The organism is Streptomyces sp. NC-S4, assembly GCF_054353315.1.
Genome location: NZ_CM135937.1, coordinates 5,646,779 through 5,660,802 on the forward strand (window position 1 = coordinate 5,646,779; position 14,024 = coordinate 5,660,802).

The 14,024-nt window shown below is 71.6% G+C and carries 12 protein-coding genes and 2 tRNA genes; 9 read left to right on the plus strand and 5 right to left on the minus strand.

Translation table 11 applies throughout. The annotated features are described in order from the left end of the window. Positions 1-12: 12 nt before the first annotated feature. Both ACXNSR_RS25575 and ACXNSR_RS25580 read right to left on the minus strand, forming a co-directional pair. A complete protein-coding gene (locus tag ACXNSR_RS25575) occupies positions 13-543 on the minus strand; it encodes an NUDIX hydrolase (protein WP_458637786.1) in 531 nt (176 codons plus the stop codon). Continuing rightward, positions 540-1,946: a zinc-dependent metalloprotease gene (locus ACXNSR_RS25580; protein ID WP_458637787.1), complete on the minus strand. Its 1,407-nt coding sequence runs from the start codon at positions 1,944-1,946 to the stop codon at positions 540-542. Before ACXNSR_RS25580 ends, ACXNSR_RS25575 begins: the two co-directional genes overlap by 4 nt. A 222-nt stretch (positions 1,947-2,168) precedes the next feature. On the opposite strand from ACXNSR_RS25580, the gene ACXNSR_RS25585 reads away from it, so the two are divergent. From ACXNSR_RS25585 to ACXNSR_RS25600, 4 genes are all read left to right on the plus strand, one after another. After that, positions 2,169-3,305, plus strand: coding sequence for an SDR family oxidoreductase (locus ACXNSR_RS25585; protein WP_373297348.1), 1,137 nt, complete (start codon positions 2,169-2,171; stop codon positions 3,303-3,305). A gap of 189 nt (positions 3,306-3,494) precedes the next feature. Then, positions 3,495-3,956 carry a molybdenum cofactor biosynthesis protein MoaE gene (locus ACXNSR_RS25590; protein WP_189732663.1) on the plus strand — a complete coding sequence of 154 codons (462 nt, stop codon included), beginning with the start codon at positions 3,495-3,497 and terminating at the stop codon, positions 3,954-3,956. Between the two features lie 212 nt (positions 3,957-4,168). Then, positions 4,169-4,384, plus strand: coding sequence for a hypothetical protein (locus ACXNSR_RS25595; RefSeq protein WP_030010758.1), 216 nt, complete (start codon positions 4,169-4,171; stop codon positions 4,382-4,384). Between the two features lie 155 nt (positions 4,385-4,539). Further along, positions 4,540-5,625, plus strand: a complete 1,086-nt coding sequence (locus ACXNSR_RS25600; RefSeq protein WP_458637788.1) for a YlbL family protein — start codon at positions 4,540-4,542, stop codon at positions 5,623-5,625. A 33-nt stretch (positions 5,626-5,658) separates the two neighbouring features. On the opposite strand, the gene ACXNSR_RS25605 is transcribed toward ACXNSR_RS25600, so the two are convergent. Next, the gene (locus tag ACXNSR_RS25605) at positions 5,659-6,228 is read right to left on the minus strand and encodes a PPA1309 family protein (RefSeq protein WP_458637789.1); all 570 of its coding nucleotides are present in this window, start codon (positions 6,226-6,228) and stop codon (positions 5,659-5,661) included. 127 nt (positions 6,229-6,355) lie between these two features. Here ACXNSR_RS25605 and ACXNSR_RS25610 point away from each other — a divergent pair, with 127 nt between their 5' ends. The 3 genes from ACXNSR_RS25610 to ACXNSR_RS25620 all read left to right on the plus strand — a co-directional run bounded on the left by ACXNSR_RS25610 (position 6,356) and on the right by ACXNSR_RS25620 (position 11,416). After that, a complete protein-coding gene (locus ACXNSR_RS25610; protein ID WP_458643388.1) occupies positions 6,356-9,229 on the plus strand; it encodes a UPF0182 family membrane protein in 2,874 nt (957 codons plus the stop codon). A gap of 49 nt (positions 9,230-9,278) precedes the next feature. Further along, positions 9,279-9,352 (plus strand) — tRNA-Met (locus ACXNSR_RS25615). 351 nt (positions 9,353-9,703) lie between these two features. Continuing rightward, positions 9,704-11,416 (plus strand): tetratricopeptide repeat protein, encoded by a 1,713-nt coding sequence (locus tag ACXNSR_RS25620; protein ID WP_458643389.1) that lies wholly within the window; start codon positions 9,704-9,706, stop codon positions 11,414-11,416. Between the two features lie 40 nt (positions 11,417-11,456). Here the strand turns inward: ACXNSR_RS25620 and ACXNSR_RS25625 are convergent, their stop codons facing one another. Then, positions 11,457-12,533: an FAD-dependent monooxygenase gene (locus ACXNSR_RS25625; RefSeq protein ID WP_458637790.1), complete on the minus strand. Its 1,077-nt coding sequence runs from the start codon at positions 12,531-12,533 to the stop codon at positions 11,457-11,459. Between the two features lie 89 nt (positions 12,534-12,622). Here ACXNSR_RS25625 and ACXNSR_RS25630 point away from each other — a divergent pair, with 89 nt between their 5' ends. Both ACXNSR_RS25630 and ACXNSR_RS25635 read left to right on the plus strand, forming a co-directional pair. Further along, positions 12,623-13,237 (plus strand): TetR/AcrR family transcriptional regulator, encoded by a 615-nt coding sequence (locus tag ACXNSR_RS25630; RefSeq protein ID WP_458637791.1) that lies wholly within the window; start codon positions 12,623-12,625, stop codon positions 13,235-13,237. 47 nt (positions 13,238-13,284) lie between these two features. Continuing rightward, positions 13,285-13,358: transfer RNA gene (locus tag ACXNSR_RS25635), tRNA-Met, on the plus strand. A gap of 129 nt (positions 13,359-13,487) precedes the next feature. On the opposite strand, the gene ACXNSR_RS25640 is transcribed toward ACXNSR_RS25635, so the two are convergent. Next, positions 13,488-13,904, minus strand: coding sequence for a Fur family transcriptional regulator (locus ACXNSR_RS25640; RefSeq protein WP_458637792.1), 417 nt, complete (start codon positions 13,902-13,904; stop codon positions 13,488-13,490). Between the last annotated feature and the right edge of the window lie 120 nt (positions 13,905-14,024).

Below are 14,024 nucleotides of genomic sequence, written 5' to 3' on the forward strand. Positions count from 1 at the left end.
CGGGCTGGAGGCTCAGCCGCCGAGGCGGGCCAAGGTCGCCTCCAGCAGCCGTACGACGGACGCGTCGGCCACCGCCGCCACCTCCTCGTACGGGAACCAGCGCAGGTCCAGGGACTCCTCGCTGATCTCCGCCTCCGCGCCGGCCGGGGCCAGCGCCGCGTACTGCACGTCCAGGTGCCAGTGGCACGGAGCCGGGATCGCGTGCCGGTCCAGGCGCACCGGCCCGCCTTCGACCAGGGTCAGCCCCGACGCGATGCCCGATTCCTCACGGGCCTCGCGCAGCGCCACGTCGGCGAGGGTCCGGTCACCGGGCTCGCAGTGGCCGCCCATCTGGAGCCACATGCCGAGCTTCTTGTGCAGGGTCAGCAGGACGCGCCCCCGCACCGGGTCGATCACCAGCGCGCTGCCCGTGACGTGCCCGGCCGTGCAGGGCTTGTAGACCCCGTCCGGGTGGGCCGCCAGGTGCTCCAGGTACAGGTCGCGCAGCTCCGGCTGGTCCTCGTACGCCTTCAGGACGAGGACCGCGTCTTCGTGCAGGCTCACTTCTTCTCGTCGCCGTCCTGCTCGCGCTTCTCGGCGGCCTCGCCGAGCATCTTGTCGATCTCGGAGAAGTCCAGCTGCTCGCGGTGCACGAAGCCGTCCGGGTCGTCCAGGTCGGAGGCGGTCGGCAGCATGTCCGGGTGCTCCCAGAGGCCGTCGCGGCCGTCGACCCCGCGCGCGTCCGTGAGGGAGGCCCACAGCCGCGAGGCGTCGCGCAGCCGGCGCGGGCGCAGCTCCAGCCCGATCAGCGTGGCGAAGGTCTGCTCCGCCGGGCCGCCCGAGGCGCGCCGCCGCCGCATGGTCTCGCGCATCGCGTCCGCCGAGGTCAGCCGGGGCTTGGCGGCCTCGTGCACCACCGCGTCGACCCAGCCCTCGACCAGCGCGAGCGCCGTCTCCAGGCGGGCCAGGGCGGCCTTCTGCTCGGGGGTGTCCTGCGGCTGGAACATGCCGCCCTGGAGGGCTTCCTGCAGCTGCTCCGGGTTGGACGGGTCCAGCTGGCCGACGACGTCCTCCAGCTTGGAGGTGTCGACCTTGATGCCGCGGGCGTAGCCCTCGACCGCACCGAACAGGTGCGAGCGCAGCCACGGCACGTGGGCGAAGAGCCGGGCGTGCGCGGCCTCGCGCAGGGCCAGGTAGAGCCGTACCTCGTCCGAGGGCACGCCCAGGTCCTTGCCGAAGCCCTCGATGTTCAGCGGCAGCAGCGCGGCCTTCCCGGCCGGCCCCAGCGGCAGGCCGATGTCCGTCGAGCCGACGACCTCGCCCGCGAGGGTGCCGACGGCCTGGCCGATCTGCTGGCCGAACATGGCACCGCCCATGGAGCGCATCATGCCGAGCAGCGGGCCCGCCATGGCCTGCATCTCCTCGGGCAGCACGCCGCCCATGGCCGCGCCGACCCGCTCCGCGACCGGGTCCACGAGCTCCTTCCACACCGGGAGGGTCGCCTCGACCCACTCGGCGCGGCTCCAGGCCACGGCCGTGGTGGCGCCGGAGGGCAGCGAGGTCACACCGTCCAGCCAGTGGTCGGCGAGGCGCACGGCCTCCTCGACGGCGGACTTCTCGGCGACGCCGACGCTCGTGTCCTTCACGCCGTCCGCGGTGCCCTGCGCGACGGTCCGGCGGGCGATGTCCTTGGCCATGTCCCAGTTCACGGGACCGCCCTCGTAGCTCAGCATCTGGCCGAGCTGCTGGAAGGCGGCACCGAGGTCGTTCGGGTTCATCGAGCCGAACATCGCGGCGAACGGGTTGTCCGCTCCGGGAGCGCCCGCCCCGCCCGGCAGACCCATGCCGGGGAACCCGAAGGGATTCGCCGGGCCGCCCTGACCGCCCTGATCGCCCTTCTTCTTGCCATCGTCGCCGTTCTCCGGCTCCTCCGGCGGAAGGCCGAATCCGAATGGGGTGTCGCTCACGGGTTTCCTCGGCTCGTAGGGCCGCCGGCGGGAGCCGACGGGCAATGGACAGACAACACCACCCAGCGTAGACACCGCGGCCGCATCCGGGCTCGGTGCTCCGCCGACTCCGGGGCTGCGGCAGGATGGACATCACCTGGTGGGTACGCGTCACGACGCGTCCCTACTGAAGACAACCGCTGGAGACGCCCGGTGAGTTCCCCAGATCCGCAGTTTCGCGCGATGCACGACGACGAAAACAGCTCCGAGCACGGTGACGGCGCCCCCGGCGTTCGCCAGCCGCGAAACCCGGAGGGAATCCGCCGGCGCAGCCCGGTGATCGCCGTGACCGGCGCCGCCTCGGGAGTCGGCGCTGCCCTGGTGAGCCGCCTGGCCGCCTCCGACGAGGTCAAGCAGGTCGTCGCGATCGACGAGCGACGGGGGGACTGCGCCGCGGCCCAGTGGCACATCCTCGACGTACGGGACCCCGCGATCGCCGAGAAGCTGCGCGGCGCGGACGTCGTGGTCCACCTCGCGCTGGACCTCGACCTGGAGACCGACCCGGCCGCCCGCACGGCGTACAACGTGCGCGGCACCCAGACCGTCCTGACGGCCGCCGCCGCGGCCGGCGTGCACCGGGTCGTTCTCTGTACCTCGGCGATGGTCTACGGGGCCCTGCCGGACAACGACATCCCGCTGTCCGAGGACTCCGAGCTGCGGGCCACCGCCGAGGCGACCGGCGTCGGCGACCTGCTGGAGATCGAGCGCCTCGGCCGCCGGGCCCCGCGCGCGCACCCCGGACTGAACGTCACCGTGATCCGCCCGGCCGTCCTGGTCGGCGGCACCGACACCGCCCTGACCAGGTACTTCGAGTCCCCGCGGCTGCTCGTGGTGGCCGGATCCCGCCCCACCTGGCAGTTCTGCCACGTCGACGACCTGGTCAGCGCCCTGGAGTACGCGGCCCTGGAGAAGGTCGAGGGCGAGCTGGCCGTGGGCTGCGAGGGGTGGCTGGAGCAGGAGGAGGTCGAGGAGCTGAGCGGCATCCGCCGCATGGAGCTCCCCTCCGCGGTCGCCCTGGGGGCGGCGGCCCGGCTGCACCGGATCGGCCTGACCCCGTCCCCGGCCGGGGACCTCGCCTACACGATGCATCCGTGGGTGGTCAGCGTCAGCGGGCTGCACGCGGCGGGCTGGCGGCCGCGCTGGACCAACGAGGAGGTGCTCGCCGAGCTCCTCCAGGAGGTTTCGGGCCGCCACACGGTCGCGGGCCGCCGGCTGGGCCGCAGGGACGCCGCCACGGCCGCCGGTGCGGCCGGCGCGACGGTGGCCCTGCTGGGCGCGGCCGCGGCGGTCCGCCTGGCGCGCAAGCGGCGCGGGATCTGACCCCGGGGGCCGGGCCGCCCGCCCGGTGCGGCACCGTCGCCGGGGGCGCCGCACCCGGGCCCGGGCCCCGAACGCCGGCGGGGCCGGATCGTGCAGTTGCCCGGATTGGTAGGAGACTCCCAAGGCGGCGCCCGCGGCCCGGGCGAATCTGCTATTTCGCCGCGTCAGCGGCTAGGGCACGATGAACGCATGGCACCGCACTTCGACCACCCCGGTGAGCAGGCCGCTTCGGACCCGATCCGGCTGCTCCAGATCCGCGAGACCGCCCTGTCGATCGACGAGGTCTTCCAGGCCGTCGGCGACGACGCGTCGGGCGGTACGACGCTCTTCGTCGGCACGGTGCGCAACCACGACGGCGGGGCGGACGTCGACTCGCTCGGCTACTCCTGCCACCCGACGGCCGAGGCCGAGATGCGCCGCGTCGCCGAGCGCGTCGTGGCCAAGTTCCCGGTCCGCGCCCTGGCGGCCGTGCACCGCGTCGGTGACCTGGCCGTGGGCGACCTGGCGGTCGTCGTCGCCGTGTCCTGCCCGCACCGCGGCGAGGCCTTCGAGGCCGCCCGGATGCTGATCGACGACCTCAAGCACGAGGTCCCGATCTGGAAGCACCAGACGTTCAGCGACGGCACCGAGGAGTGGGTCGGCGCCTGCTGAGGCCTCCGGCCTTCAAGGAGGGGTGACGTTCAGCGACGGACCCGGGAGGTGGGTCGGCGCCTGCTGAACCCCCGGTCGAGGAACGCCACCCGGAAGGCGGTAGCCTCGCACCCGTTCGGCCGCGCAACACGCCCTCGATTTGCGTAACCCCCCCACGGGCACGAGCGTTGAAGCCACCAACGAAACGTACTTCGGGGTAGGGAGACACGCCCATGGCATCTTTGGCGTGGTTGCTGATTCCGCTGTTCGCCGCGATCGGAGCGGCGATATGGGGCAGCTGGGCGGCACGCGACCGCACACAGGGTGACATATCCGAGCTCGCGGGCTATGCCCGCTTCCGGGAAGCCATGGCCAACGCCGACCAGGCGAGGGTGAAGGCCGACGCGCATTCCTCCCCGTCCGCCCACTCCGCCTCCGACGCCGTCTGACGTGCCCGCCGCCGTCCGCCGCCGATCGACGCTCCGCGTCCGTTCCGCTCCGGTCCGCCGCGGTCGGTGAGATTCCGCTGAGAGTTTCGCGCAGGGACCCCGTACGGACCGGCCCCGAGGGCCGCCCGCCAGGGCCGTCCCGTACTGTCGGATCCATGCCACGCCGCACCGCGACGATGCTCGCTTCCACCCTGGTGCTGTTCGCGCTGCTCTGCGCAGGGGTGTTCATCAAGGTCCCGTACTCCGAGATGAGCCCCGGCCCGACGGTGAACACGCTCGGGGACTCGCACGGCGCGCCCGTCCTCAACATCGCGGGACGCAAGACCTACCCGACCAGCGGTCACCTCAACATGACCACGGTCCGGGTCACCGGTGCGGACTACGACATGAGCCTGGTGGAAGCGGTCTACGGGTGGCTGGCCGGCGACAACATCGTCGTCCCGCACGAGAACCTCTACCCGAACGGGAAGACGGAGCAGCAGTCCACCCAGGAGAACGCCGAGGAGTTCAGCCAGTCGCAGCAGAGCGCCAAGGTGGCGGCCCTGAAGCAGCTCGGCATCCCGGTCACCGCCCGGGTGATCGTCTCCACCGTGGTCAAGGACAGCCCCGCCGAGGGCCGGCTGCACGCCGGGGACGTGATCAAGTCCGTGGACGGCACCGCCGTCACCGCCCCCGAGGACGTGGCCAAGCTCGTCACCAAGCACAAGCCGGGTGAGCCGGTGGAGTTCACGATCGTGCCCGCCAAGGAGGCGACCGAGGCGGCGAAGGCCGGCAACAACGACCCCGCCACCTCGCAGCTGACGATCACCGCGGGCAAGGCGGACGGCGACGGTCACGCCATCGTCGGCATCCGGGCCGGAACCGACCACACCTTCCCGTTCACGATCGACATCAAGCTCGCCGACGTCGGCGGCCCGAGCGCCGGGCTGATGTTCGCCCTCGGCATCGTCGACAAGCTCACCCCGGAGGACCTGACCGGCGGGAAGTTCGTCGCGGGCACCGGCACCATCGACGACGCGGGCAAGGTCGGCCCCATCGGCGGCATCCAGATGAAGACCATCGGCGCCCGCAAGGCCGGCGCCGAGTACTTCCTGACGCCCGCCGAGAACTGCGCCTCCGCGGCCTCCCACACCCCCGACGGTCTGACCCTGGTCAAGGTGTCCACCATCGACGACGCCACGAAGGCACTGCAGAAGATCAGCAAGGGGGACACGGCCGGGCTGCCGAGCTGCTCGGGCTAGCCCGGGCCGTTCCGTCCCCCTGACGGGCCGTGCCTACGAGAAGGTCGCCGCCAGGGCGTCCGCGAGGCCGGGGACCAGGCCCGCACCGGTGAGGACCTCCGTCGAGGAGTCCTTCTCGCGCAGCCGCACGGCCGACTCGCGCGATCCGTCGCGCAGCACGGCCACGGTCAGGCGCACCTCCTGCCGCTCCGGGTGACCGGCGACCCACTTCGCCAGCTGCTTGTCGTTCAGTCCCTCCGGTACGGAGGCCTCCGCGGACGGCGGCAGCATCAGCCGCTCCACCGTGAGCGCGCAGCCGACGACGGCGTCGGGCCAGGCGATGGTGCCGAGGAACTTGTCGAGCGGCGTCCCCTTCGGGACCTCGTCCTGCTCGATGGGGGTGAGGGAGGACTTGCCGGCGTCGTCCTGGTCGAGACCGAGCTGGCTCGCCAGCCGCGGCTCCTGCTTCTTGAGCCGGGCGGTGTCGACGAGGGCGAAGAGCCGCGCGGGCTTGTCCCAGCCGAGGCCGGCCGCGTACTCGTCGATCTCGAGGCAGGCGCGGGTGAGCGGGCCGGCCGCCATGGGGGTGCCGGGGGAAGGCGAAAGGTTGGACATGGGCAACATCCTGCCTCCTTTCCATCGATTACCGGGAACTGACCGAAGCCTCAGTAAGTTGCATGAGTGGGCCCTACGATCGGGGGCCCGTTCATTACCAGACTCAGCTTTCGAGGTGCGCACCTTGGCTTTCCAGATGCCGGACCGCGGCGGAGGCCCTTCGGGGCCACGGATGAGAGTCGGCCGCCCCTCCCGGCGGGCGAGAACTCTCCTCATGACCCTGGGCGTGCTGGCCGTCCTGGCCATGCTCTTCATCATGTTCGCGGGCTTCTGGACTGACTGGCTCTGGTTCCGCTCCGTGAAGTACTCCACCGTCTTCACCACCACCCTGTGGACCAAGATCGGCCTCTTCGCCGTCTTCGGTCTGCTGATGGCCGGTGCCGTCGGGCTGAACATCTGGCTGGCCCACCGGCTGCGGCCGCCGCTCAGCGCGATGTCGATGGAGCAGCAGAGCCTCGACCGCTACCGGATGAGCATCGCCCCGTACAAGAAGTGGCTGCTCCTGGGCATCGCCGTGCTCGTCGGCCTGATCGCGGGCGCCTCGGCGGCCGGCCAGTGGAAGACCTGGCTCATGTACGTGAACGGCGTGCCCTTCGGTTCGAAGGACCCGCAGTTCCACATGGACGTGTCCTTCTACACCTTCGACCTGCCCTGGTACCGCTTCCTGCTCGGCTTCGGCTTCGCCGCCGTCGTGCTGTCGGTGATCGCCGCGGCCGTCGTGCACTACCTGTACGGCGGACTGCGCGTGACCAGCCCGGGTGCGCGGGCCACCGCCGCCGCCACCGGGCACCTGTCGGTGCTGCTCGGCCTCTTCGTCACGCTCAAGGCGGTCGCCTACTGGCTCGACCGGTACGGGCTCGCCGTGAAGTCCAGCGACTTCAAGGCCGCCGACAACTGGACCGGCCTGCGCTACGTCGACGCGAACGCCTACCTGCCGGCGAAGACGATCCTCGTCGCCATCGCCGCGATCTGCGCCGTGCTGTTCTTCGCGACGCTGTGGCGCCGCACCTGGCAGCTGCCGGTCATCGGCTTCGGCCTGATGGTGCTCTCGGCGATCCTGATCGGCGGGCTCTACCCGGCGATCGTGCAGAAGTTCCAGGTCCAGCCGAACGAGCAGGCCAAGGAATCCCCGTACGTCCAGAAGAACATCAAGGCCACGCGCGACGCCTACGGCATCGCCGACTCGGAGGTCACGGACTACCCGGGCGTCCCGCAGACGGAGGACCGGGGCAAGCTGCGGCCGCAGGCCGACACCACGGCCAGCATCCGCATCCTCGACCCGAACATCGTCTCGCCGGCCTTCCAGCAGCTCCAGCAGGTCAAGGGCTACTACGCCTTCCCGTCCACGCTCGCCGTGGACCGGTACAGCGGCCAGGACACGGTCATCGGGCTGCGCGAGCTGAACATCGGCGGCATCCCGAAGAACAACTGGATCAACGACCACTTCAAGTACACGCACGGTTACGGCGTGGTCGCGGCCAAGGGCACCACCGTGAAGGAGGGCGCCCCGGACTTCACGCAGGCCGACCTGCCCTCCAAGGGTGTCTTCGGCACGGACTTCGAGCAGCGCATCTACTACGGCGAGCAGACGAAGCAGTACTCGATCGTCGGCGGCCCGCAGAAGGAGCTCGACTACTCGGACGACAAGGGCGAGAAGGAGACGAGCTACAAGGGCGACTCCGGCGTCAACCTCGACAACCCGGTCAACCGGGCCGCGTACGCGCTCACCTTCAACGAGCCGCAGATCCTCTACTCGGGCGCCATCGGCGACGGCTCGCGGATCCTGTACAACCGCACGCCCAAGCAGCGCGTCGAGGCCGTCGCCCCGTGGCTGACCATCGACGGCGCGCCCTACCCGGCCGTGATCGACGGCCGGATCAAGTGGATCGTCGACGCGTACACGACCACCAACGGCTACCCGTACGCCTCGCGCACCACGCTGGGCCAGAGCACCGCGGACTCGCTGACCAACAGCCAGCGCGCGGTGGTCGCCCAGGAGAACCAGGTCAACTACATCCGCAACTCGGTGAAGGCCACCGTCGACGCGTACGACGGCTCGGTCGACCTGTACCAGTGGGACACCGCGGACCCGGTCCTGAAGACCTGGATGAAGGCGTTCCCGGGCACGGTGAAGCCCAAGGCCGACATCGGCAAGCCGCTCATGGAACACCTCCGGTACCCGCAGGACCTCTTCAAGGTCCAGCGCGAGCTGCTGACCCGCTACCACGTCACCGACCCGCAGACCTTCCTCAGCGGCAGTGAGGCGTGGGCGGTCCCGGACGACCCGACGACCAAGGCCGGTACGGCCGTTCCGCCGTACTACCTGTCGATGAAGATGCCGGGCCAGAAGGAGAAGGGCCAGGTCTTCTCGCTCACCACGACGTTCACGCCGAACGAGCGGCCCAACCTGAGTGCCTTCATGGCGGTCAACGCCGATCCTGGCACCCCGGAGTACGGCAGCATCCGCATCCTGAAGATGCCGACCAGCAAGCCGCCGGACGGCCCGAGCCAGGTGCAGAGCAAGTTCCAGTCGGAGCCGAAGATCGCCGAATCCATCCGCCTGCTGCGCGGTGGTGACTCGGAGATCGAGTACGGCAACCTGCTCGCGGTGCCGCTCGACGGCGGGATGCTCTACGTGGAGCCGGTCTACGTCCGCAGCTCCGGCCTGAAGTACCCGCTGCTGCGCAAGGTGCTGGTGACCTACGGCAACCAGACCGCCTTCGAGGACACCCTGGAGAAGGCGCTGAACGTGGTCTTCGGGGCCGAGGCGCCGACCGTTCCGGTCTCCCCGGACCAGCCGCCGGGCACCGTCACGCCGCCGACCGCCCAGGATCCGACGGTCAAGGCGGCGCTCGGTGACGCGCAGAAGGCCATCGAGGACGCCGAGAAGGCCCGCCAGGCCGGCGACTGGGCGGCCTTCGGCAAGGCCCAGGACGAGATCAAGGCGGCGCTGAAGCGGGCGATCGAGGCCGAGGCGAAGCTGACGACCCCGGCCCCGTCCGGCCAATGATCAATGGGTAATGGCTCCACCCCGCGTCGTGATACTGTGGTTTCACCGACGCGGGGTGGAGCAGCTCGGTAGCTCGCTGGGCTCATAACCCAGAGGTCGCAGGTTCAAATCCTGTCCCCGCTACTGAAGATGAAGGCCCGGATCCATGGGATCCGGGCCTTCGTCATGTCCGGGGCGGACACGCGGTAGCCGGGGAGGGTGACTTGTGGGTGGAGCGTGTTTGACTTACCTCACTGTGGGCATGTCGACAAAACGCTGTAGTGACCTCACTGGCTGCGACATACCAGGTGTACGCGGGTAGCAGGTGATGCGACGATGGGATTTATGGGGGACAGGTCAACTCTGCTGGAGACAGGGCGGTTTGTGAGGGCGGAGTCCGGGACGGACACAGAGGCCGAGGGGGCGGCTCCGGTCGTGGACGCGCAGACCGCACTGACCGATGCGGATTTCTTGGACAAGCACAGCGTGGAGGAGATGTTCGCCGAGACCGACGCGGCGAGTGACGCCGAGCTCGAAGCCCGGCACCGGGTGGCCGCCGACAAGGGCGACCCCGGAGCCATGAGCGTGCTCGGCGCGCTGCTGCTGCGCCGCGGCGACCTCGACGGCGCCGAACCGTACCTGAGGGGAGCCACGGCCGAAGGGGACCGCGCCGCCGCGAACAACCTCGGCGTGCTGCTCCACCAGCGGGGCTACCCCGAGGACGCGGCCGGCTGGTGGCGGGTCGCCGCCGTCGCCGGATCCGCCCCCGCCGCGCACGCCCTCGGCCGCTACTTCCGGGAGCGGGGGGACGAGCCCGCAGCCGAGTACTGGATGCGGCAGGCGGCCGAGTCCGGCCACGCGCTGGGCGCGTACGGGCTGGCCGACCTGCTTGAACACCGCGGGGACAAGGGCGTCGAGCGGTGGTTCCGCGCTGCCGCCGAACAGGGACACCGCGAAGCCGCGTACCGGCTGGCGAGGCACCTGCGCAAGGGCGACCCCACCGAGGCCGAGCAGTGGTACCGGCAGGCGGCCGCGCGCGGGCACCGGCGCGCCGCCCTGCACCTGGGCGCCCTGCTGGAGGCGCGCGGCGAGCTCAAGGAGGCCGGGCGCTGGTACCTGACCTCCGCCAAGCAGGGCGAGGCCCGGGCGGCGTGCGCGCTCGGCTTCCTGCTGCGCGACGCGGGCGACGAGGAGAGCGCCGCCGTGTGGTGGCACCGGGCGGCGCAGGACGGCGACGGCAACGCCGCGAACGCCCTGGGCGCGCTGCACGCCGCCCGCGGCGAGACCCAGACCGCGGAGCGCTGGTACCGGACCGCCATGGACGCGGGCGACCAGAACGGGGCGTACAACCTTGCTCTGCTGTGCGTCGCACAGGACCGGACCGCACAGGCCGAGCAGTGGTACCGGCGGGCCGCCTACGCCGGACACCGCGAGGCGGCCAACGCGCTGGCGATCATGCTGCTCCAGGTCGGGGACGCGGCGGGTGCCGAACCGTGGTTCTCGAAGGCCGCCGAGGCGGGCAGCGTCGACGCCGCGTTCAACCTCGGGATCCTGTTCGCCAGCCGCGACGAGGACCGGACGGCGCTGAAGTGGTACGAGCGGGCCGCGTCGGCCGGTCACACCGACGCGGCGCTGCAGGTCGGCATCGCGCTGGTGCGGGACGGCGAGGACCGGGCGGCCGAGCGGCACCTGCGCTGCGCGGCGGGCGGCGGCAGCGCGGAGGCGGCGTTCCGCCTGGCCGCGCTGCTGGAGTCGCTGGCCCCGCCCCCGGAGCCGGTGGCCCTGGGCGAGCCCGTGGGCAGCGCCCCGCGCACCGAGAGCGAGGAGTGGTACGAGCGGGCCGCCGAGCTGGGGCACCGCCGGGCCCAGGTGCGGGTCGGCATGCTGGCCGCCGCCCGCGGCGACCTGGCCGTCGCCGCGCGCTGGTACCGGGAGGCGGCCGAGGCCGGTTCCCGCAACGGCGCCTTCAACCTCGGGCTGCTGCTGGCCCGGGAGGGGAACGAGCCGGAGGCCGCTCTGTGGTGGACCCGCGCGGCGGTGGCGGGCCACGGCCGCGCCGCCCTGCGCCTGGGCCTGCTGGCGGCCCGCCACGGGGACCTCGCGGAGGGCCAGAAGTGGTGCGTGCGCGCCATGGAACTCGGCCCGGCCGAGGTCTCGGAACGCGCGGCCCGGCTCCGCGAGGCCCTGGCCGAGGAACTCTCGGCCTGAGCCCCGGCGGGGCGCCCACTCCGGCTCCTGCGGACACGGCCTAGCGGTAGATCCAGGAGGTGGAGCGGGCGTAGACGTGCCGGAAGGCGATCGGCATCAGCAGGTCGTTGACCCGGCGACGCACCGTCCCCGGGGTCTTCGCGTCGCGGTTCATCGCCGCGGACCGGTTCATCCGGGCCACCCGCGGGCGGCGCAGCCGGGTGTACTCGGCCAGGGCCCGGTCCACGCCCGGAACCGACGCCACGCACCGGGCCAGGGCCACCGCGTCCTCGATCGCCATCGACGCGCCCTGCCCGGCCCCGACCGGATGGGCCGCGTCGCCGATCAGGACGGTGCGCCCGTCGTGCCAGACGGGTACGTCCGCCAGACGGTGCATCGGCATCGGGCGGTCGACGCGGGTGGCCGCCCGGATCAGGGACAGCGGCAGCTCCTCCTCCGCATACAGCTCCGCCAGTCGGGCCCGGGTGACCTCCGTCGGGTCCGGGGGCTCCGGGGCGGGCACCTGGGCCGACCACCAGACCGTGCCGTCCGCCGCCGGGACGCACAGGAAGACTCCCCGCCGGCCGAAGACGAAGTGGTAGGTGCCCGGCGGGAGGTGCACGCCTTCGGAGGCCCCCGACACGCAGTAGAGACCGGCGTACCGCACCTGTGGCGCTGCCGGGTCCAGCGCCGGGCGGGTGGCGGACCAGATGCCGTCGGCCGCCACCACCAGGTCCGCGTCCAGGTCCGCCGGGTCCACCCGCCGCCCCGTCTCGATCCGGGCCCCGGTGCGGACCGCCTCGGCGCGCAGCACCTCCACCAGCCGCCCGCGCAGCAGCGTCGTGCTGTGCAGGTCGTCCGAGGCGAGCCGGCCGCGCGGCACCTCCCCGAGGAGCTTGCCCGAGGAGGACCACATCCGCTGGAGGGCGACCGGGAACCCGGCGGCCTGCACCTGCGGGAGGCAGCCCAGGGTCTCCAGTCCCCGCAGGCCGTTGACGGCGAGGCTGAGGAACGAGCCCACCTGCCCGGCCGGATCCTCGTACGCCTCGTGGACCGTGACCTCCGCGCCGGTGGCCCGGCGCAGGGCGATCGCGCTCGCCGTTCCGGCGACTCCGCCCCCGATGACTGACACACGCATGCCCGACCCCTTTCGCTGAATCCACATTCACTGAACTTTGATTCAGTGAAACTCGGTTCAGTATGATGAGGCCGAGAAGACGGCGTCAAGTGGGAGCGGGGATCGCGGTGGGAGTGCGCAAGGAGCGGGCGGCCGGCACGGAGGTGGCACTCAAGGAGGCGGCAAGGGCGCTCTTCCTGGAGCGCGGCTACGCGCAGACGAAGATCACCGACATCACCAAGGCCGCCGGCCGGTCCACCGGGTCCTTCTACGAGCACTTCGCGGGCAAGGACGAGCTGCTGGACGCGCTGCTCGCGGACATGGGGGCCCAGGTGGACCTGGAGGTCGGTGCCCACGACCACCCCCGCGAGCACGACCTCGCCGACCGGGCGCAGCTGCGGACGCACGTAGCGGTCGCCTGGGGCGCCTTCCGGGACCACCTGCCCGTCGTGGTCGCCCTCTTCCAGAAGTCCATGGCCGAACCGCCCGGCTCGGGGCAGGCCTGGGGGCGTCTCCTCGGGGACACCGCGCCGCTGCGCGAGCACCTCGCGTACATGCGCGAACAGGGCCGTGAGCTGCCCGGCGACCCCGCACTGGTCGCCGCGGCGATGGGGGCGATGATCTCGATGCTGGGGTACGCCGCGATGACCGGCGGGGCCGGACTCGACGACGACGAGGTGGTGGAGACGCTGACCGCGCTCCTGCACCGGGGGCTGGCCGGTTAACCGATTTGCATCTGCCGCGGGCCTTCACGTAACGTTGGGTTCACCGACGCGGGGTGGAGCAGCTCGGTAGCTCGCTGGGCTCATAACCCAGAGGTCGCAGGTTCAAATCCTGTCCCCGCTACTGAAGGCTCAGGGCCCGGATCCAATGGATCCGGGCCCTGAGTCGTTCCCGGCTCGTTTTCGCCCGCAAGAAGGCGAACGCGAAGGGCTCGGACCCCCGAGGGGTCCGAGCCCTTTCGTGTGCGTGCGCTCAGGCGGCCGCGCAGTTCGGGCAGATGCCGCGGTACGTCACTTCGACCGCCGACACGACGAAGCCGAAGCGTTCCGCGTCGGGCAGGTCGGCCAGCGGGTTCCCGGCCGGGTGCACGTCGCGGATCGCGCCGCACTGGGCGCAGACCAGGTGCTGGTGGGGCCGGTGGGCGTTCGGGTCGTACCGCTTGGCGCGGCGGTCCGTGGAGACCTCCAGCACCTCGCCGAGGGTGACGAGTTCACCCAGGGTGTTGTAGACGGTCGCACGCGAGATCTCGGGCAGCCGGGCCACCGCGAGTGCGTGCACCTCGTCGGCCGTCAGGTGCACGTGGTCACCGTCGAGCACCTCGGCCACGACACGCCGCTGCGCCGTCATGCGCCAGCCGCGTCCGCGAAGTCGATCCAGCAGGTCACTCATAGACATCAGCCTAACAGTGAGGGGATTCGGTGTAACTCCCGAACCGGTGCGGACTTGGATGCTTACTTGACTTAGACAAAGTCCATCGTAGGATCGGTTACGGCAAACGCCAAGGACAGG